Source organism: Prauserella oleivorans, assembly GCF_042685745.1.
Lineage (GTDB): Bacteria > Actinomycetota > Actinomycetes > Mycobacteriales > Pseudonocardiaceae > Prauserella_A > Prauserella_A oleivorans.
This window is the reverse complement of record NZ_JBHUNT010000001.1, coordinates 1,281,597-1,298,302: the sequence shown is the minus strand read 5'-3', so window position 1 is coordinate 1,298,302 and position 16,706 is coordinate 1,281,597. Positions and strand designations below refer to the sequence as shown.

Here is a 16,706-nt window from a genome sequence, read left to right as displayed (position 1 = left end):
CACACCCCTTGAGGACATTCAGTTCGGTCACGCCCGACCGGGCGCAGATGGTGGCAGACCTTAGCGGTTAGCGGGCGTTTGCTTAAGGTCCTGAGGTTACGATCGGGCTACTTAACGGGTGAAAAACTCCCAAATGTCCCGAGAACGGCTACTTGCCGTGACATTCAACCGGTTGGCTTAGACCTGTGCCAGCCTGGACTAGGCCAATCGGGGGTATCGGCATGTGCGGCAGTGTCATCCACCGTGAACCAACCGTGCTCGAACTGTTGCCATCGGCGTAGGTGAGGTCTGGACCACTCGCCGTCCCGCGCCACAGCCCGGTCGAGCCGGGCGCCGGGATCATCGTCGGCGATCCAGCACAGCACCGACAGCCGCGGGCGCATCGAGGCGCGGCCGGCCGAGACACCCTCGATCACCAGTACCTCCGGCACGGCGACGTCGACCCACTCGCCGAGGCGGGGCGTGCCGGTGGACCAGTCCATGCGCCGGTATCGACCGGGCTCACCCAGCGCGAGACGGTCGAGCACGCCCGCACGCAGCCGAGGCCACCACGCCACCGGGTCATCCCAGGTGGCGAAGTCGTCGGTGCCGACGAGCGCGGTGGCCACGCCCCGGCCGGACAGCTCGGCGACGACGGCCGCCGCGAGCCGGGTCTTCCCGGAGCCGGACGGGCCGTCGATGGCGAGCACCCGCACCGCGCCGAGCTTCGGCTGGGCAGCGAGTACGCGGTCGGCGAGCAGCGAGGCGTGACGGCCGAACTCGGCGTCCACGGCGTCGCCTCAGAGCGCGCGGCGACCGGAGAGGGCCCGCCCGAGGGTGAGCTCGTCGGCGAACTCGAGGTCGCCGCCCATCGGCAGGCCGGACGCCAGCCGCGTGACCCGCAGGCCCGGAAAGTCCCGCAGCATCCGCACCAGGTAGGTGGCGGTGGCCTCGCCCTCGGTGTTCGGGTCGGTCGCGATGATGACCTCGGTGACCTCCTCGGCGCCGATGCGCGAGAGGAGGTCCTTGATCCGCAGCTGGTCGGGACCGATGCCCGACAGCGGGTCGAGCGCACCGCCCAGGACGTGGTAGCGCCCGCGGAACTCCCGCGTGCGCTCCACCGCGAGCACGTCCTTGGGTTCCTCCACCACGCAGATCAGCGACGAGTCCCGGCGCACGTCCCGGCAAATCCGGCACTGCTCCTGCTCGGAGACGTTCCCGCAGATCTCGCAGAAACGCACGCCCTCCTTGACCTTGCCGAGCACGTCCTGCAGCCGCCCGATGTCGGCCGGGTCCGCGGCAAGCAGGTGGAACGCGATGCGCTGCGCGCTCTTGGGACCGATGCCGGGCAGCCGCCCGAGTTCATCGATCAGGTCCTGAACGACGCCTTCGTACAAGTCAGTGTCCGGGCAGACCGAGGTTGCCGAGGTCGGGCATCCCACCGCCGAGGCCGCCGGCGAGCGGGCCCAGCTTCTCCTCGGTGAGTTTCTGTGCGTTGTGCGTGGCGTCCCGGACGGCGGCCACGATGAGGTCGGCCAGGGTCTCGGTGTCGTCCGGGTCGACGATCTTCGGGTCGATGTCGAGGCTCTTGAGCTCCATGCCTCCGGAGACCGTCGCGGTCACCATGCCGCCGCCCGCGGTCCCGGTGACCTCCGCCGCCGCGAGCTCCTCCTGGGCCGTGACCAGCTGCTCCTGCATCTTCTGGGCCTGCTGCAGGATCTGCTGCATGTCGGGCATTCCGCCGCCGGGCTGCACCATGTTGGCTTTTCCGATCCTCGTCGCTGTTGACTCCTCCGCCAGCCTAGTCGCTGACTGTGTGGCAACGTGGAGCCGTGCGTCGTGCCGGTGTCATGCTGATGATTCTGGGCCTGCTGACGACCGGGTGCTCGGGGGACGACCCGTCCGCCACGGAGGAGGCGACGGCCTCCGCCGTGGCGCCGACGGCGGGTCCGGACGGACGGGCACCCGTGGTGGTGCTGGATCCGGGCCACAACGGCGGCAACGACGAGCATCTCGACGCGATCGACAGGCGCGTGCCGGCGGGCCGCGGGGAGACCAAGCCGTGCAACACCACCGGCACGGCCAGCGACGACGACTACCCGGAGCACACCTTCAACTACGCCGTCGCCGAGCGAGCCCGGCAGACGCTGGAGGCGCGGGGTGTGCGGGTGGTGCTGACGCGCGACGGGGACGACGGCGTCGGCCCGTGCGTCGACGAGCGGGCGGCCATCGGCAACCGGACACGTGCGGCGGCGGTGGTGTCGATCCACGCCGACGGGGCACCGGCCGACGCACGGGGCTTTCATGTCATCTACTCGCACCCTCCGCTGAACGCGGCGCAGGGCGAGCCCACTCACCGGCTGGCGAACGCGCTGGTCACCAGCCTGTCGCGCGCGGGTCTGCCGAAGGCCGACTACGTGGGCGGCGACGGCCTCGACGGGCGCGACGACCTCGCCGGCCTCAACCTGTCCGAGCGGCCGGCCGTGCTCGTCGAATGCGGGAACATGCGCAACGAGCAGGAGGCGGAACTCATGTCGAGCCCGCGCGGGCACCGGCTCTACGGCGACGCCATCGCGCGCGGCGTCCTCGCCTACCTGGACCGCTGACCCGGCATGGCAGCCCGGGCCTCAGTCGATCGGCCGGGCACCCAGGTGATCGGACAGCAGCTTGTGCGCGACGGCCTCGGGGTCGACCGGTTCCGGCTCGGGACCGGGTGACTCGGCGTCGGCGTACTCGTCGTCATCGGGTTCGGGCGGCAGCGGGATGTCCGGCTCCGTCGTGACGGCGGCGGGCCTGCGCGGCCGGTCGGACTCCGCCGGCCGCGGGGTGTTCTCCGGCTTCGGCCGTTCGGTGCTCGCCGGGGTCGGCCGCTCGGACGCCGGGTTAGCTCGTTGCTGCTGCTCGGGCCGAGGCCGCTGCGGCGCGGCCGCCTGCCGAGCCGGGGCCTGGCCCTGTACGGCGGCGGCGTGCAGGCACCGGACGTTCCACTGGCCCGCGACGACCTGCGACAACGCGGTCGCGATGCAGTCGGCGTTGCGGGGCTCGGACAGCCGCCGGGCCAGCGGCTCGGAGGTGTGCGTGAGGGTCACGGCCGAACCCTCGACGCTGTACACCGTGGCGTTGGTGAGCATGGCCTCGGTGCTGCGGCTGAGCTTGCGGACGGCCGCCAGGAGCTGCGGCCAGTACTGCCGCAGGGCGGCCGCGTCGATCTGGCCGGGGGCCGACGACGCGGACGCTGCGGGCGCCTCCGCCGGAGCGGCCTGGGCCGCGGGCCCGGCAGGCTGTGCCGGACGCACGGGGCCGGACGCCGCAGCCGGGGCAGCCTGGGCGGGCTGAGCCGGAGCCTGCCGCTCGGCCGGTTGAGCCGCCGCGGTCCGGTCGTCCGCCCGGGCCGGGGCGGGCTGGGCCGCGGCGGTGGGCCGCCCTGCGGCGGCCCCGTCCGATCCGGTGTCGGACCGGGCGGCCCGTTGGGAGGGCCGCTCGAAGGTGCGTTCCGGTGCGGGCGCCGCGCCACCCGGAGCAGCGGGCGCCGAACTTGCGGGCGCCGCGCCACCCGCGGCGATCCGGCGCTCCAGCCGTTCCAGCCGCTGCAGCATGGCGCCCTCGTCGTCGGCGACCTCGGGCAACAGCATCCGCGCGGCCAGCAGTTCGAGCAGCAGCCGGGGCGCGGTCGCACCCCGCATCTCGAGCAGTCCGTTGTGGATGATCTCGGCGTAGCGGGTGAGCGTGCCCGGCTTGATCCGCTCGGCCTGCGCGACCATCCGGCTCAGTTGCTCCTCCGGTGCCGACACCATGCCGGTGGCCGCGGCGTCGGGCACCGAGCGCAGCAGGATCAGGTCGCGCAGCCGGTCGAGCAGGTCGGTGGCGAACCGGCGCGGATCGTGGCCTGCCTCGGCGAGCCGGTCGATGGTGCCGAACACGGCCTTGTGATCCTCGGCCGCGAGCGCGTCGACCATCGCGTCGATCAGCGCGGAGTCGGTGACGCCGAGCAGCGCGACCGCACGCTCGTAGGTGACGCCCTCCGGGCCCGCGCCCGCGAGGAGCTGGTCGAGCACCGACTGGGTGTCGCGGGCCGAACCGCCGCCCGCCCGGATGACCAGCGGGTACACGGCGGGTTCCACCGTGACGCCCTCGGCCGCGACGTTGCGTTCCAGCAGCTCCCGCATGGCGCTCGGCGGGATGAGCCGGAACGGGTAGTGGTGCGTCCGCGACCGGATGGTGGTCAAGACCTTGTCCGGCTCGGTGGTCGCGAAGATGAAGATGAGGTGCTCGGGCGGCTCCTCGACGATCTTCAGCAGGGCGTTGAAGCCCTGCGTGGTGACCATGTGCGCCTCGTCGATGATGAACACCCGGTAGCGGGACTCAGCGGGCGCGTAGAAGGCGCGGTCGCGCAGCTCCCGGGCGTCGTCCACACCACCGTGGCTGGCAGCGTCGAGCTCGGTGACGTCGACGCTGCCCGGCCCCTCGGGCGCGAGCGCCCGGCACGGCCCGCACTCGCCACACGGATCCGGGGTCGGCCCCTGGACACAGTTCAGCGAACGAGCCATGATCCGCGCGCTCGACGTCTTGCCGCAGCCGCGTGGACCGGAGAACAGGTAGGCGTGGTTGATGCGACCGGCGGCCAGCGCGGTGCGGAGCGGCTCCGTGACGTGCTCCTGCCCCACGACCTCGGCGAAGGTCGCCGGCCGGTACTTGCGGTACAGCGCGAGAGCCACGACGCGAGCGTACCGGCTCGCTCCGACACTTCGACCGGTCGCCCACCGGGCGGAAAAGGGGACCCCCGCACCCGTCAGAGCCTGCTTATCCTTGCTGCCTTCCGGCCCTGGGGAGGTTCGCAGGGTGGACGCCGCGGGGGTCCGCCACCCAGTTTAGGCCACCTCCGCGACGTCCCGGCGCCCGGCCTCGAAAGTCTCGGAAGTCCCGGAAATTCCCGGAAGTCCCCGAAGTTCCGGCCCTCAGCGCGGTAGGTCGAACTGGCCCGCCTTGACGGCGGTCAGGAACGCCTCCCACTCGCCGGCGTCGAAGACGAACACCGGACTGTCCGCGAGCTTCGTGTCGCGCACGCCGACCCGGCCCTCACCCAGATTGACCTCGACACAGTTGCCGCCGTTGGGCTCACTGGCGAAGGACTTCTGCCACCCGGCCGGGTCGAACAGGCTCGCGGCAGTCGCGGGGTCGTAATAATCATCACCAGCAGAACGCTCGGCCATGGCATACCTCCGTGCCCGGTCGGGACGCGGCCCTGCCGGGCGATCACCCGACATCACCACGCCCTCGCGCCGACTCGGCCGGAGGATGCCGCCATCCGTGCGAACTTCCGTCCCGCGAGTCGACACCACGATTAATCCCAATCTAGGATTATTCCCGACCACAGGACAGGGGCGATCGAGGGCCGACTCCACTGAGAGATCGGCAACAGCACGGTGGGGGTGAAGCGACGTCATGGCCGTACGACTGGGCGTAGCACCGATGGGCGCCGAGAACGCGGACCGCGACGCACCGGAGAATCCGCCCGTGCCCCAGCGCAGGACACGCCGGCTCGTGGTCGGCCTCGTCCGGCTGTGGCCGCGGCAGCTCGCCGTGATCGACGAGCGGCAGCTCGCCCAGCGTTACCTCTGCCGCGTCTGATCGTTCAGCTCGGCCCGGTACTGCTCGGCCAGGTTCTTGATGAACTCCCGCGTCTCGGGGCGTTCCAGCGCGGCCCCGCGCAGGCGGTCCCAGGAGTCGACGAAGATCTGGAAGTCCTTGACGTCGTCGAGGTAGATCCCGCCGGCGGCGTGCTCGATGTAGACGAAATCCCTGGTGCTGTCGGGGAAACGCATGATCGTGAAGTCGTTGGGCACCGCCGCCAGCTTCGCCGCGAACGGCAGCACGTGGATGTACACGCGCGCCTTGCTGCGGTCGAGCTCCAGCAGGTGCTCGAGCTGGTCGAGCATCACCGCGGGGGAACGCCCACCCGGTGCTCTCCGCAGGGCCGACTCGCTGAGGATGAACCGGTAGTACGGTGGCTGGTCCTGGTCGAACACGGCCTTGCGGTCGAGCCGGTTGCGCACGAGTGAGGTGATGTCGGTGGCGCCGAACTCGGTGAACTGCTTGAGCATGTAGTGCTCGGACTGCAGCGGCCCGGGGATGCGCTCGCCGTGCCATGTCATGATCTCCGCCGCCGCGGGCTCGAGATCGGTGAACGTACGGAACCAGTGCGGCACAAGGGATCGGTAGCCGGACCAGTGCCCGCGCTGGCTCGCCGCCGCGCGCGCCAGGTTCAGCAGAGTGTCGGCCTCTTCGCGCGCGACGCCGTACGCGTCGAGCATCGCGCGCACGTCGCCGAGCTTGACCCCGACCGCGCCCGACTCGATCTTGTTGACCTTGCCCTGCGTGCAGCCGAGGATCTGCGCCACCTGCTGCTGGGTGAGCCCCGCCGAGATACGCGCGTGCCGCAACTCGTTGCCGAGCTGCTTGCGGCGGGAGGTCACGGTGCTGGCCATGGCGCCCTGACGTTACCGTTTTCCGACCCCGCCTCCAAAGCGCCGTCCGGCGTAGGGTGTGGGGTCATGACGGAGAAGGCGAACATCGGAGTCACCGGCCTGGCCGTGATGGGCCGCAACCTCGCCCGCAACCTGGCCCGCCACGGGCACACGGTCGCCCTGCACAACCGCTCGGAGACACGGACCCGCGAGCTGGTCGACAGGTTCGGCTCGGAAGGCGATTTCGTGCCGACCTATTCGGCGCGGGAGTTCGTCGACGCGCTGGAGCGGCCGCGCAAACTGGTGATCATGGTCAAGGCCGGTGAACCGACCGACGCCGTGATCGAGGAGTTCGCCCCGTTGCTCGAACCGGGTGACGTGATCGTCGACGCAGGCAACGCCCACTTCGCCGACACCCGCCGCCGCGAGGCCGCGCTGCGCGAACGCGGGCTGCACTTCGTCGGCACCGGCGTCTCCGGCGGCGAGGAGGGCGCGCTGCACGGGCCGAGCATCATGCCGGGCGGCTCGGCCGAGTCCTACGCGTCGCTGGGCCCGCTGCTGGAGGACATCGCCGCGAAGGTCGACGGCACACCGTGCTGCGCCCACATCGGACCGGACGGCGCGGGTCACTTCGTCAAGATGGTCCACAACGGCATCGAGTACTCCGACATGGAGCTCATCGCGGAGTCGTTCGACCTGTTGCGCGGCGCGCTCGGCTACGAGCCCGCGCAGATCGCCGAGGTGTTCCGCACGTGGAACACCGGCCGCCTCGACTCCTACCTGATCGAGATCACCGCCGACGTCCTCGCCCACACCGACCCCGCCACCGGCAAACCGTTCGTCGACGTCGTGCAGGATCAGGCCGAGCAGAAGGGCACCGGCCGCTGGACGGTCCAGATCGGACTCGACCTCGGTGTGCCGATCACCGGCATCGCGGAGGCCACGTTCGCGCGGTCGCTCTCGGGACACGCCGGCCTGCGCGCGGCGGCCCGGGGCCTTGCCGGACCGGCGCGAACGCCCCTGTCCGGGAGCGAGGCGGAACGGTTCGCCGACGACGTCGAGCAGGCGTTGTACGCGTCCAAGGTGGTGGCCTATGCGCAGGGGTTCAACCAGATCCAGGCGGGCAGCGCGGAGTACGGCTGGAACATCGACCTCGGTTCGGTGGCCTCGTTGTGGCGCGGTGGCTGCATCATCCGCGCGAAGTTCCTCGACGACATCCGGGCCGCGTACGAGGCCGAGCCGGAACTGCCGACCCTGCTCACGAGCGGCGACTTCCGCAAGGCCGTCGAGGACGCGCAGGACGCATGGCGTTCCGTCGTGTCCACCGCCGTGCGCCTGGGCATCCCGACGCCGGGCTTCTCGACCGCGCTGGCCTACTACGACGAACTGCGTGCTGAGCGGCTGCCCGCCGCGCTGATCCAGGGGCAGCGGGACTACTTCGGCGCCCACACCTACCGCCGGGTCGACCGGGAGGGCTCGTTCCACACCGAGTGGGCGGCCGAGCAGCGCGCGGAGCACCCGGCGTAACCGCGGTCACCGGTGGGGCTCGTGGCGGCCGCGGTGGACGAGCAGGTGTAGCGCAGCCGCGCCGGTCGCAGTCGCTGCCGGAACGGGGCCCGGGCGCAGCATGGAGGTCGTGAACCACGAGAAGTGCCAGACCCGCCGCACCCGGCGCGGTGTGGGCGCGTCGCCCGGTGAATCGCGGCAGGCGATCCGCGTGGCCGCTGCGTCCACAACGTGCAGCTCCACATCGGACACCTCGAACTCCGGCGGCGGCATCCCATCAGGTGGGCACCCCAGCTCGCGGAGCAGCTCCGCCGCCGGCTGTTCACCCTCGCCTGCCCGCCCGCGGTGCTCGACGTCGGCGCGGCTGCGGCACTCGAGCACCACGACGTCGATGCCCTCGAGGTGCGGCGAACGGGACCGCACCAGGCCCGCCTGCCGGGCACCTCCCAGCCGACCTCACCTGCCCACAGCCGCGCAACCCCCGCACGACGGTGCGCGTCCCTGTGCCGTCGGCTAGCTTGACCTCGTACGACAAGCGAAGGGAACGGTGGGTCCCCGTGGCCCAGGTGCTGGTGGGGTCCGTGCTGCGCAGGCTGCTTCCGAACTGGCGGCAGCCCGCACGGATCGTGGTGCTGGCGTTCGCGCTGGCGGCCACGTGCGGGACGGTGCTGCTCATGCTGCCGGTTTCGTCCGAATCGGGCGAGCCGACCGGCGTCGTCGACGCACTGTTCACCGCGGTCTCGGCAGTGTGCGTGACCGGGCTGACGGTGGTGGACACGCCCGGGCACTGGTCGACGGTCGGCGAGGTGGTGATCCTCGGCCTCATCCAGCTCGGCGGGCTCGGGATCATGACCACGGCGACGCTGCTCGGTCTACTGGTCTCGCGCCGGTTCGCATTGCGGCTCACGCTCACCGCGCAGGCCGAGACCAAGGCGCTCGACCTCGGCGACGCGCGGCGGGTGGTGCGCGGCGTCGTGTCGGTGTCCCTGGTGTTCGAGCTGATCGTGGCCTTGCTGCTGGCCGCACGGTTCCTCACCGGCTACGACTACGACCTGGACCGTGCGCTCTACCACGGCATCTTCCACGCCGTCTCGGCGTTCAACAACGCCGGCTTCGCGCTCTACACCGACAACCTCATGGGCTTCGTCACCGACCCGTGGATCTGCCTGCCGATCTCCGTCGCCGTGCTGGCGGGTGGGCTGGGCTTTCCGGTGTGGCTGGAGCTGTGGCGCCACCTGCGTCGCACACGCCGCCGGTGGTCGATGCACGTCAAGATCACCGTCCTGACCACCAGCCTGCTGCTGGTCGCCGGCGTGGCCGTCATCACGATCGCCGAATGGAACAACCCTGAGACGCTCGGCGGATTCAGCGCGGGCGGGAAGCTGCTCGCGGGGTTCTTCCACGGCGTGATGCCCCGCACGGCCGGGTTCAACAGCCTCGACATGGGCGAGATGGAATCAGGAACACTGCTGGTCACCGACATCCTGATGTTCATCGGCGGCGGCAGCGCGGGCACGGCGGGCGGCATCAAGGTCACCACGTTCGCGCTGCTGGCGTTCGTGATCTACGCCGAGGTCCGCGGCGAGCCGTCCGTGCACGTGTTCGGCCGCAAGCTGCCCGCGACGGTGCAGCGCCAGGCCCTCACGGTGGCGCTGCTGAGTGTGGCCGCCGTGGTGTCCGGCACGCTGCTGCTGCTCACGCTCAGCCCCTTCCGCATCGAATCGGTGCTGTTCGAGGCGGTCTCGGCGTTCGCGACCGTGGGGCTGTCGACGGGCATCACCCCCGAGCTGAACAGCGCGGCACACCTGGTGCTGGTGGTGCTGATGTTCCTCGGCCGGGTGGGGCCGATCACCCTGGCCTCGGCGCTCGCGCTGCGCGAGCGCACGCGGCGTTACGAACTACCGGAAGAAAGGCCGATCGTTGGGTAAGGGCAATGACGTCAACCGGGTCGTCGTCATCGGGCTCGGCCGGTTCGGCAGCTCGCTGGCGATGGAGCTGGTGCGCAGCGGTTTCGAGGTGCTCGGCATCGACCGCGACCCGAAGCTGGTGCAGCGCTACGCCGACGAGCTCACACACGCCGCGGTGGCCGACACCACCGACGCCGAGGCGATGACGCAGCTCGACGTGCCCGAGTTCGAGCGCGCCGTCGTGGGGATCGGCACCGACATGGAGGCGAGCATCCTCACCACGTCGCTGCTGTCCGACTTCGGCATCCCGAGCATCTGGGCCAAGGCCGTCAGCAGGCAGCACCGCCGCATCCTCGAACGCGTCGGCGCACATCACGTGGTGCTGCCCGAGTACGACATGGGCGAGCGGGTGGCGCACCTGGTGACCGGCCGGATGCTCGACTACATCGAATTCGAGGACGACTACGCGCTCGTCAAGACGACGGCGCCGGACGAGGTGCGCGGCAAGCCGCTCGGCGAGACCCAGATCCGCAACAAATACGGCGTGACCGTGGTCGGCATCAAGCGTCCCGGCAGCGGCTTCACCTACGCCACGACCGAGACGGTGGTGCACCCGCACGACATCCTGGTGGTGGCGGGCAGGCGCGACCAGGTGGAGAAGTTCGCCGACCTGCCGTCATCGCCGAGGTGAGGCTCAGCCCCACACGGCGGCGGCCGTCTCCACGATTCGCTCCAGCTTGCGGAACTGCTGCTCCTCGGTGAGGTCGTTGCCCTCCTCGGTCGAGGAGAAGCCACACTGGGGCGAGAGGCAGAGCTGATCGATGTCGACGTATCGCGCTGCCTCGTCGATGCGCCGCCGCAGCGTGTCCATCGGCTCCAGCTCGCCGCGCTTGGTGGTGACGAGTCCCAGGACGACGTACTTGCCCTTCGGCACGAACCGCAGCGGCTCGAAGCCACCCGAGCGCTCGTCGTCGAACTCGAGGAAGTAGCCGTCCACGTCGAGCTCGTTGAACAGCGCCTCGGCGACGAAGTCGTAGCTGCCCTCGGCCGCCCACGAGGACCGGTAGTTGCCGCGGCACAGGTGGGTCGTGACGACCATGCCCTCCGGCCTGCCGGAGATGGCGGCGTTCATCGTCGCGATGTTGCGCAGGTGCAGGGTCTGCGGATCGCCGCCGAGCCGGGCGACGAGCTCCCGCTGCTTCGGGTCGTTGAGATAGGCGAGGCTGGTGTCGTCGAGCTGGAGATAGGTGCAGCCGCGCTGGGCCAGCGCGGACACCTCGTCCGCGTAGGCCGCCCCGAGGTCGGTGAAGAAGTCCTCGAGATCCGGGTAGACGCGCTCGTCGACGGCCGCGCGGCCCCCGCGGTAGTAGACCATGCTGGGCGACGGGATGGTCAGCTTCGGTGTCACGCTGGGGTCCACAAGGGACTTCAGGTAGTCGAAGTGGTCGGCGAAGATCGGCTCGGCCAGCCCGACCTTGCCGTCCACCTGCAAGCCGGGCGGGCTGAACTCGAGGTCGCCGGCCGCGTTGTGGAACCGCACGTGCAGGCGTTCGTCGCTTTGGGACACCCCGCCGAGCCGGTAGATGAAGTCCATGTGCCACGACGTGCGACGGAACTCACCGTCGGTGGCCGACTGCAGGCCCACCTGGCGCTGCCGCTCGACGACCTCGGCGATGGCCTTGTCCTCGACGGTGCGCAGCTCCTCGCGGCTGAGCTCGCCACGCGCGGCGCGCTCCCGCGCCTGCCGTAGCTCCGGCGGCCGCAGCAGGCTGCCCACGTGGTCGGCTCGGAACGGGGGAATCGAACGACGGCTCATAGCCGCATCCTCACACCCGGCGGCATCGCGTTCAACAGCGTCCGTCATCCGGACAACACCGTCAGCAGGCCGCCGGCCGCGATCCCGGCCAGGGCGGTGCAGGCCCCGGCCGTCGCCGTCACCCGCCAGGTCAGAGCCCTGCCGACCAGCACCATCGACGGCAGGCTCACCGCGGGAAGCGTGATGAGCAGGACCCCGATCACGGCCGGAGGGAATCCGGCGGCGACGAGCGCCAGCACCACCGGGATCTCGCCGCCGGTGGGGAGCACGAGGAGCACACCGAGCACGGCCGCGGCGAGCACCGCGGGCACGACGTGTGCGGCGAGGCCGTCCGCGAGCGGGAACAGCGAACCCCGCAGCGCGCCCACGGCGAACACGAGCAGCAGGTACAAGGGGACGAGCAACAGCGTGAACCGGGTGAACCCGGTCCCGAATCGGCGTGGTGCGCTGCGCGGGTCCGGGCGGGCCACGGGCGCGACTTCGGCCGGCGCCATCCTGGCGGCGAGCGCACCGGCCCCGAACACGAGCGCGGCACCGATCACCAGCCGCGTCACCGGCCACTGCCACGGACCGACCAGTGCGAGAAACACCAGCACGGCGGGGTTGAGCACCGGGTTGGCGAGCCAGAACGCCACCGCCGATCCCGTGGCCGCTCCGGCGCGCCGAAGCGAGGTGACGAGCGGGGCCGCACAGCAGGTGCACATCATGCCGGGCAGCGCGAGGGTTCCCCCGCCCAGCGGGCCGAGCCTGCCGAGCCGCTCGGCGGGCACCAGCGCCTCCACCGCGGCACCGAGCACGATCGCCGCCACCAATGCCGGCCAGATGGCCTCGGTGTAGGCGAGCAGGAACTCCCAGCCCGCACGCAGGCTGGGCGAGCCGGTGTCCAGCAGCGACGACCCCGGCCAGTCGCCGGTGCCCGCGACCGACACCGCCTTCTCCCCGTAGGGCAGCCACTTGACGAGTAGCAGCAGCCCGACGGCCAGCACCGCGAAGGACGCCGCTGCGAGCACCGGCCGCCGGCTTCGCAACAGTCGGGTCGCCCGATCGGCACGCATCACGCGCGCCCGGGTACCCACCGCGACGATCTCCACACCCGTGGTTCGCCCCAGGCACACCGGGTATCCGCCACCATGCTGAGTTCGATCGCACGCGGCATCGCGGCCGGGGCGGCCGGGGTGACCGCGCTGAACGCCACCACGTACGCGGACATGGCCGTGCGGGGGCGCCCGGCCAGCACCACACCCGAGCAGTCGGTGGAGAAGCTCGCGCGCACACTGCGCACCGACGTCCCAGGCGACGGCCAGGCCAGGCAGGCAAGGCTGACCGGGCTCGGCGCCCTGCTCGGCACGGTGACCGGCGTCGTGGTCGGCGCGGGCTACGGAGCCGCGAGGGCGTGTGGCTGGAACCCGTCCGTCGTCGTCGGCGGCCTCGCGGCGAGCGGTACCGCGATGGTCGGCGCGTCGGCGCCGATGACGGTCCTCGGTATCACCGACCCCCGCTCGTGGAGCACGGCCGACTGGCTGAGCGACGTCCTGCCACACCTTGCCTACGGAATGGTGACCGCGGCGACGTTCGCCGCCACCGAGCGGCGGCGCCGGTTCCGGATGGCCCTGCGCGCGGTCCGCTGACCGCGGAAAGAGACCACGGAAAGAACCACGGCGGGTGGCTGGACAGGGGGCGTCGCCACCGATGACGCTGGAAGTCCACCGTCGTCCCGCGGAGGAAGGTCCGCCATGAGCAGCCCCGCGATCGATCCGACGTTCTACCGCACCCCCGCCGACGCCATCGCCGCGCCGCCGGAGCAACTCGCCTACGTCGTGGCGTTCGACCGTGCGGCGGAGAAACCGGACGCGCTGGTGGTGGACACCGACCCGGCGTCGGACTCCTACGGGCGCATCGTCGGCTGGACCGACCTGCCGACCAGCGGCAACGAGCTGCACCATTTCGGCTGGAACGCGTGCAGCAGCGCGTTCGCCCACGCCGGGCACCACACCGAGGGCCTGCAACGCCGTTACCTGCTGCTGCCGGGGCTGCGGTCGTCCGACATCCACGTCTACGACACCCAGCCGGACCCGGCGCACCCGAGGCTGGTGCGCACCATCGAGGCGAGCGAGCTCGCCGCCAAGGCCGGCTACTCGCGGCCACACACCCTGCACTGCGGGCCCGATGGCATCTTCCTGTCCTGCCTCGGCGGCGGCAACGGCGCCGACGGACCGGGCGGCATCGCGTTGCTGGACCACGACACGTTCGAGGTGCTCCGCGCGTGGGAGACCGACCGGGGCCCGCAGTACCTGGCCTACGACGCGTGGTGGCATTTGAACCAGAACACCCTCATCACCTCCGAATGGGGCACGCCGTCCATGGTCGAGGACGGCATCAACCCCGAGCTGCTGCTGGCCGGCGAGTACGGCCACGCGCTGCACTTCTGGGACCTGGCCGAGGGCAAGCACCGGCAGGTCATCGATCTGGGTCCGCAACACCAGATGGTGCTGGAGCTGCGGCCCTCCCACGACCCGGACGCGACGTGGGGATTCGTCGGCGTCGTGGTGAGCACCGAGGACCTGTCTGCGTCGGTGTGGCGGTGGCACCGGGACGGCGACGCCTGGAAGGCCGACCAGGTCATCACGATCGCCGCCGAGCCCGCCGAGGAGAGCGAGCTGCCGCCCGCACTGAAACCCTTCGGCGCCGTTCCGCCGCTGGTCACCGACATCAACCTCTCCGTCGACGACCGGTACCTCTACGTCTCGTGCTGGGGCACCGGCGAGTTGAAGCAGTACGACGTCAGTGATCCGGCGCGCCCGCGGGAGACCGGTTCGGTGCGGCTCGGCGGAATCGCCGGGCGCGCGCCGCATCCGTCGGCCCCCGGCGAGCCGCTGGCGGGTGGACCGCAGATGGTGGAGGTCAGCCGGGACGGCAGGCGCATCTACGTCACCAACTCGCTGTACGGCTCGTGGGACGACCAGTTCTATCCAGCCGGCGTGGGCGCGTGGTTCGCCAAGCTCGACACCGACCCCGATGCCGGAGGCGGACTGACCGTTGACGAGCGGTTCTTCCCGCACGGCGACGACTTTCGCGGCCTGCGCGCCCATCAGGTGCGGCTGCAGGGCGGCGACGCGTCGTCCGACTCGTACTGCTTCCGCTGACCGGGTCCGGTCGTTGACCCGCCTCTGGATCACGGCCGCATCGCTGCGGAAAACCACCTGACGTCGGGCCGCGATCCGTCCACACTCGACGCATGCTGGCCGAGCATTTCCCCCTCACCGGGCTGCGGCTCACGACGCCGCGCCTGGACCTGCGGCTGCCCACCGCGGAACGGCTCGCCGAGCTGGCGGCCCTCGCCGCGAAGGGCATCCACGACCCTGCCGAGATGCCGTTCCTCACCCCGTTCACCGACGCACTACCCGAGGAGGTCGCGCGGTCGGTGGTGCAGCACCACTGGCGCGTGCTCGGCGCGCTGACGCCTGCGGAGTGGGCGCTGGAGTTCACCGTGGTGTGCGACGGCGTGGTGGTGGGCCAGCAGGCGATCAGCGCCCAGGACTTCAGCGTGACGCGGGAGGTCCGCACCGGGTCGTGGCTCGGGCTGGCTCACCAGGGCTCGGGACTCGGCACCGAGATGCGGGCGGCCGTGCTGCACCTGGCGTTCGCCGGGCTGGGCGCCGAGGAAGCGCGGACGGGCGCGTTCGAGGACAACGTCGCGTCCCTCGCGGTGTCGCGCAAGCTCGGCTACGCCGACGACGGCATCGCGCGGCACGCCGTACGCGGCAAGGCCGTTGTCGAGCGGCGGATGCGCCTGACCCGGCAGGCCTGGCAACGTCACCGCAGCGTGCCGGTGACCGTGCGGGGACTCCAGCCGTGTCTGCCGCTCCTCGGCGTCGATGCAGCTCAGACCCGGTAACCGCTGGTCACGCGCGGTCCTGTACCCTCTTTCGCGGAGGATTGGCCGAGCGGCCTAAGGCGCACGATTGGAAATCGTGTTGGGTGTAACAGCCCTCACGGGTTCGAATCCCGTATCCTCCGCTCGCTGAACAGGCACAACGCCGGGCAGCCCACGATCGGGCCGCCCGGCGTTGTGCTGTTCCGTCTCGGTTGCACTGGATGCCGAGTCCTCCCACAGATCACCTGCTCGCTCCACGGCTTGCCGGACGCGCTGCTCGTCCAATGCCTCGGCCATGTGAGCCTGACGGTTGGGCGGACGGCTCGCGATGTGACCTCGGCGACGACGCCGCTCCCGTAGCGGTCGGGCAGTGCCCTCCGGGTCAGTGGCCGCCCGACGCATCCGTGGTGCCACATGCGCTACTGGTGCGCCCCTCGGCGAGCGGGGCACGCATGCGCCCTCGTCCCCCGCTCGACCGTCCACACGTCGAGGTTTTCCGGCTTCCGCTCGATTTGCATCGAATTGGCCGCCCATTCTCCACGTTCGCCAGTGCGCCTTGTTCCCGTTGCCGTTCCTTTCCCTTTTCACCACCTCTCGGCCTAAAGTGAAATCGATTCGCCTATTGAGCATGACAGCCGACCACAAAACGGTGGTTGATCTCTCAGCGGGGGTTGTCATTCACTCTCTGTGTTGTCAGAATCCGCGGCCATGACTTACGACCCGTACGGCTCCGACCCGTATCGCGGCCGCGATCCGCGCATGCCCGGTCCCGAATACCGTGAGCCCGCGCCCGACCGTCGCCGCGGGGACGGGGCGAATGCCGTCATCGCCGTGATCCGGACGGTGGTCGGCCTCATCACCGCCGTGTTCGTCCTGCACATCGCATTCGTGGTGCTGGACGCCAATCAGGGCAACGGGTTCGTGTCCGCCATCTACTCGGTCGCGAAGGCGTTGGTCCTCGGGTTGGGCGACGTCTTCACTCCCGACGACGCCGTGCTCGGCGTCGTGATGAACTACGGTCTGGCAGCGCTGCTCTACAACATCCTCGCCCAGCTCGTGATCAAGGCCCTTCGGAGGCCCTGACCGCAGTGGTCACCTTCGGCGCTCCTCGTAGCGGCAGCGTCGCGGAGGCGCGGCGTGCGAAGAGCTGGCATCGCCGA

At 70.8% G+C, this 16,706-nt stretch carries 18 protein-coding genes, 1 tRNA gene and 1 other RNA gene; 10 read left to right on the top strand and 10 right to left on the bottom strand.

What is annotated here, in order from left to right:
* Window positions 1–164: 164 nt before the first annotated feature.
* The 3 genes from ACFSZT_RS06450 to ACFSZT_RS06440 are packed head-to-tail and all read right to left on the bottom strand — an operon-like array spanning window position 165 to window position 1,737.
* Window positions 165–770 (bottom strand): uridine kinase family protein, encoded by a 606-nt coding sequence (locus ACFSZT_RS06450; protein WP_377389478.1) that lies wholly within the window; start codon window positions 768–770, stop codon window positions 165–167.
* Between the two features lie 9 nt (window positions 771–779).
* Window positions 780–1,376 carry a recombination mediator RecR gene (gene recR / locus ACFSZT_RS06445; RefSeq protein ID WP_377389480.1) on the bottom strand — a complete coding sequence of 199 codons (597 nt, stop codon included), beginning with the start codon at window positions 1,374–1,376 and terminating at the stop codon, window positions 780–782.
* Between the two features lies 1 nt (window position 1,377).
* The gene (locus ACFSZT_RS06440) at window positions 1,378–1,737 is read right to left on the bottom strand and encodes a YbaB/EbfC family nucleoid-associated protein (protein ID WP_377389482.1); all 360 of its coding nucleotides are present in this window, start codon (window positions 1,735–1,737) and stop codon (window positions 1,378–1,380) included.
* A 92-nt stretch (window positions 1,738–1,829) separates the two neighbouring features.
* On the opposite strand from ACFSZT_RS06440, the gene ACFSZT_RS06435 reads away from it, so the two are divergent.
* Window positions 1,830–2,585, top strand: a complete 756-nt coding sequence (locus tag ACFSZT_RS06435) for an N-acetylmuramoyl-L-alanine amidase (protein ID WP_377389484.1) — start codon at window positions 1,830–1,832, stop codon at window positions 2,583–2,585.
* Window positions 2,586–2,606: 21 nt separating this feature from the next.
* Here the strand turns inward: ACFSZT_RS06435 and ACFSZT_RS06430 are convergent, their stop codons facing one another.
* From ACFSZT_RS06430 to ACFSZT_RS06420, 3 genes are all read right to left on the bottom strand, one after another.
* Complete coding sequence (locus ACFSZT_RS06430; RefSeq protein WP_377389486.1) at window positions 2,607–4,694, bottom strand: DNA polymerase III subunit gamma and tau; 2,088 nt, start codon at window positions 4,692–4,694, stop codon at window positions 2,607–2,609.
* Window positions 4,695–4,745: 51 nt separating this feature from the next.
* Window positions 4,746–4,842, bottom strand: an RNA gene (gene ffs, locus ACFSZT_RS06425) — signal recognition particle sRNA small type.
* A 92-nt stretch (window positions 4,843–4,934) separates the two neighbouring features.
* Window positions 4,935–5,189, bottom strand: a complete 255-nt coding sequence (locus tag ACFSZT_RS06420; protein ID WP_377389488.1) for a DUF397 domain-containing protein — start codon at window positions 5,187–5,189, stop codon at window positions 4,935–4,937.
* A 232-nt stretch (window positions 5,190–5,421) separates the two neighbouring features.
* Here ACFSZT_RS06420 and ACFSZT_RS06415 point away from each other — a divergent pair, with 232 nt between their 5' ends.
* Complete coding sequence (locus ACFSZT_RS06415; RefSeq protein ID WP_377389490.1) at window positions 5,422–5,607, top strand: hypothetical protein; 186 nt, start codon at window positions 5,422–5,424, stop codon at window positions 5,605–5,607.
* Here ACFSZT_RS06415 and ACFSZT_RS06410 read toward each other — a convergent pair.
* Complete coding sequence (locus tag ACFSZT_RS06410; protein WP_377389492.1) at window positions 5,589–6,464, bottom strand: helix-turn-helix domain-containing protein; 876 nt, start codon at window positions 6,462–6,464, stop codon at window positions 5,589–5,591. The two genes, ACFSZT_RS06415 and ACFSZT_RS06410, sit on opposite strands and share 19 nt — an antisense overlap.
* A gap of 66 nt (window positions 6,465–6,530) precedes the next feature.
* Between ACFSZT_RS06410 and gndA the strand changes: the two genes are divergently transcribed.
* Window positions 6,531–7,970, top strand: coding sequence for an NADP-dependent phosphogluconate dehydrogenase (gndA, locus tag ACFSZT_RS06405; protein ID WP_377389494.1), 1,440 nt, complete (start codon window positions 6,531–6,533; stop codon window positions 7,968–7,970).
* A gap of 6 nt (window positions 7,971–7,976) precedes the next feature.
* On the opposite strand, the gene ACFSZT_RS06400 is transcribed toward gndA, so the two are convergent.
* Window positions 7,977–8,372, bottom strand: coding sequence for a hypothetical protein (locus ACFSZT_RS06400; protein ID WP_377389496.1), 396 nt, complete (start codon window positions 8,370–8,372; stop codon window positions 7,977–7,979).
* Between the two features lie 134 nt (window positions 8,373–8,506).
* On the opposite strand from ACFSZT_RS06400, the gene ACFSZT_RS06395 reads away from it, so the two are divergent.
* Window positions 8,507–9,877 carry a TrkH family potassium uptake protein gene (locus ACFSZT_RS06395; RefSeq protein WP_449301408.1) on the top strand — a complete coding sequence of 457 codons (1,371 nt, stop codon included), beginning with the start codon at window positions 8,507–8,509 and terminating at the stop codon, window positions 9,875–9,877.
* On the top strand, window positions 9,870–10,547 hold the full coding sequence (locus ACFSZT_RS06390) for a potassium channel family protein (RefSeq protein WP_377389498.1): 678 nt from the start codon (window positions 9,870–9,872) through the stop codon (window positions 10,545–10,547). Before ACFSZT_RS06395 ends, ACFSZT_RS06390 begins: the two co-directional genes overlap by 8 nt.
* 3 nt (window positions 10,548–10,550) lie before the next feature.
* Here the strand turns inward: ACFSZT_RS06390 and ACFSZT_RS06385 are convergent, their stop codons facing one another.
* Together ACFSZT_RS06385 and ACFSZT_RS06380 are read right to left on the bottom strand one after the other, a co-directional pair.
* Window positions 10,551–11,672, bottom strand: a complete 1,122-nt coding sequence (locus ACFSZT_RS06385) for a 5-methyltetrahydropteroyltriglutamate--homocysteine S-methyltransferase (RefSeq protein WP_377389500.1) — start codon at window positions 11,670–11,672, stop codon at window positions 10,551–10,553.
* 44 nt (window positions 11,673–11,716) lie between these two features.
* Window positions 11,717–12,787, bottom strand: a complete 1,071-nt coding sequence (locus ACFSZT_RS06380; RefSeq protein ID WP_377389502.1) for a hypothetical protein — start codon at window positions 12,785–12,787, stop codon at window positions 11,717–11,719.
* Window positions 12,788–12,802: 15 nt separating this feature from the next.
* On the opposite strand from ACFSZT_RS06380, the gene ACFSZT_RS06375 reads away from it, so the two are divergent.
* The 5 genes from ACFSZT_RS06375 (at window position 12,803) to ACFSZT_RS06355 (ending at window position 16,629) form a co-directional block, all read left to right on the top strand.
* Entirely contained in the window at window positions 12,803–13,300 is a 498-nt protein-coding gene (locus ACFSZT_RS06375; protein WP_377389504.1) for a hypothetical protein, read from the top strand.
* Between the two features lie 105 nt (window positions 13,301–13,405).
* Window positions 13,406–14,815: a selenium-binding protein SBP56-related protein gene (locus tag ACFSZT_RS06370; RefSeq protein ID WP_377389506.1), complete on the top strand. Its 1,410-nt coding sequence runs from the start codon at window positions 13,406–13,408 to the stop codon at window positions 14,813–14,815.
* 92 nt (window positions 14,816–14,907) lie between these two features.
* Window positions 14,908–15,567 carry a GNAT family N-acetyltransferase gene (locus ACFSZT_RS06365; RefSeq protein ID WP_377389508.1) on the top strand — a complete coding sequence of 220 codons (660 nt, stop codon included), beginning with the start codon at window positions 14,908–14,910 and terminating at the stop codon, window positions 15,565–15,567.
* A gap of 35 nt (window positions 15,568–15,602) precedes the next feature.
* Window positions 15,603–15,689, top strand: a tRNA-Ser gene (locus ACFSZT_RS06360).
* A gap of 565 nt (window positions 15,690–16,254) precedes the next feature.
* Entirely contained in the window at window positions 16,255–16,629 is a 375-nt protein-coding gene (locus ACFSZT_RS06355) for a hypothetical protein (RefSeq protein WP_377389510.1), read from the top strand.
* Window positions 16,630–16,706: the final 77 nt, after the last annotated feature.

What these genes read in the sequence shown, in the direction of transcription:
- ACFSZT_RS06440 (WP_377389482.1), bottom strand. Translation starts at nt 1,737, where the DNA reads ATGGTGCAGCCCGGCGGCGGAATGCCCGACATGCAGCAGATCCTGCAG.
- ACFSZT_RS06435 (WP_377389484.1), top strand. Translation starts at nt 1,830, where the DNA reads ATGCTGATGATTCTGGGCCTGCTGACGACCGGGTGCTCGGGGGACGAC.
- ACFSZT_RS06420 (WP_377389488.1), bottom strand. Translation starts at nt 5,189, where the DNA reads ATGGCCGAGCGTTCTGCTGGTGATGATTATTACGACCCCGCGACTGCC.
- ACFSZT_RS06415 (WP_377389490.1), top strand. Translation starts at nt 5,422, where the DNA reads ATGGCCGTACGACTGGGCGTAGCACCGATGGGCGCCGAGAACGCGGAC.
- ACFSZT_RS06410 (WP_377389492.1), bottom strand. Translation starts at nt 6,464, where the DNA reads ATGGCCAGCACCGTGACCTCCCGCCGCAAGCAGCTCGGCAACGAGTTG.
- gndA (WP_377389494.1), top strand. Translation starts at nt 6,531, where the DNA reads ATGACGGAGAAGGCGAACATCGGAGTCACCGGCCTGGCCGTGATGGGC.
- ACFSZT_RS06385 (WP_377389500.1), bottom strand. Translation starts at nt 11,672, where the DNA reads ATGAGCCGTCGTTCGATTCCCCCGTTCCGAGCCGACCACGTGGGCAGC.
- ACFSZT_RS06375 (WP_377389504.1), top strand. Translation starts at nt 12,803, where the DNA reads ATGCTGAGTTCGATCGCACGCGGCATCGCGGCCGGGGCGGCCGGGGTG.
- ACFSZT_RS06370 (WP_377389506.1), top strand. Translation starts at nt 13,406, where the DNA reads ATGAGCAGCCCCGCGATCGATCCGACGTTCTACCGCACCCCCGCCGAC.
- ACFSZT_RS06365 (WP_377389508.1), top strand. Translation starts at nt 14,908, where the DNA reads ATGCTGGCCGAGCATTTCCCCCTCACCGGGCTGCGGCTCACGACGCCG.
- ACFSZT_RS06355 (WP_377389510.1), top strand. Translation starts at nt 16,255, where the DNA reads ATGACTTACGACCCGTACGGCTCCGACCCGTATCGCGGCCGCGATCCG.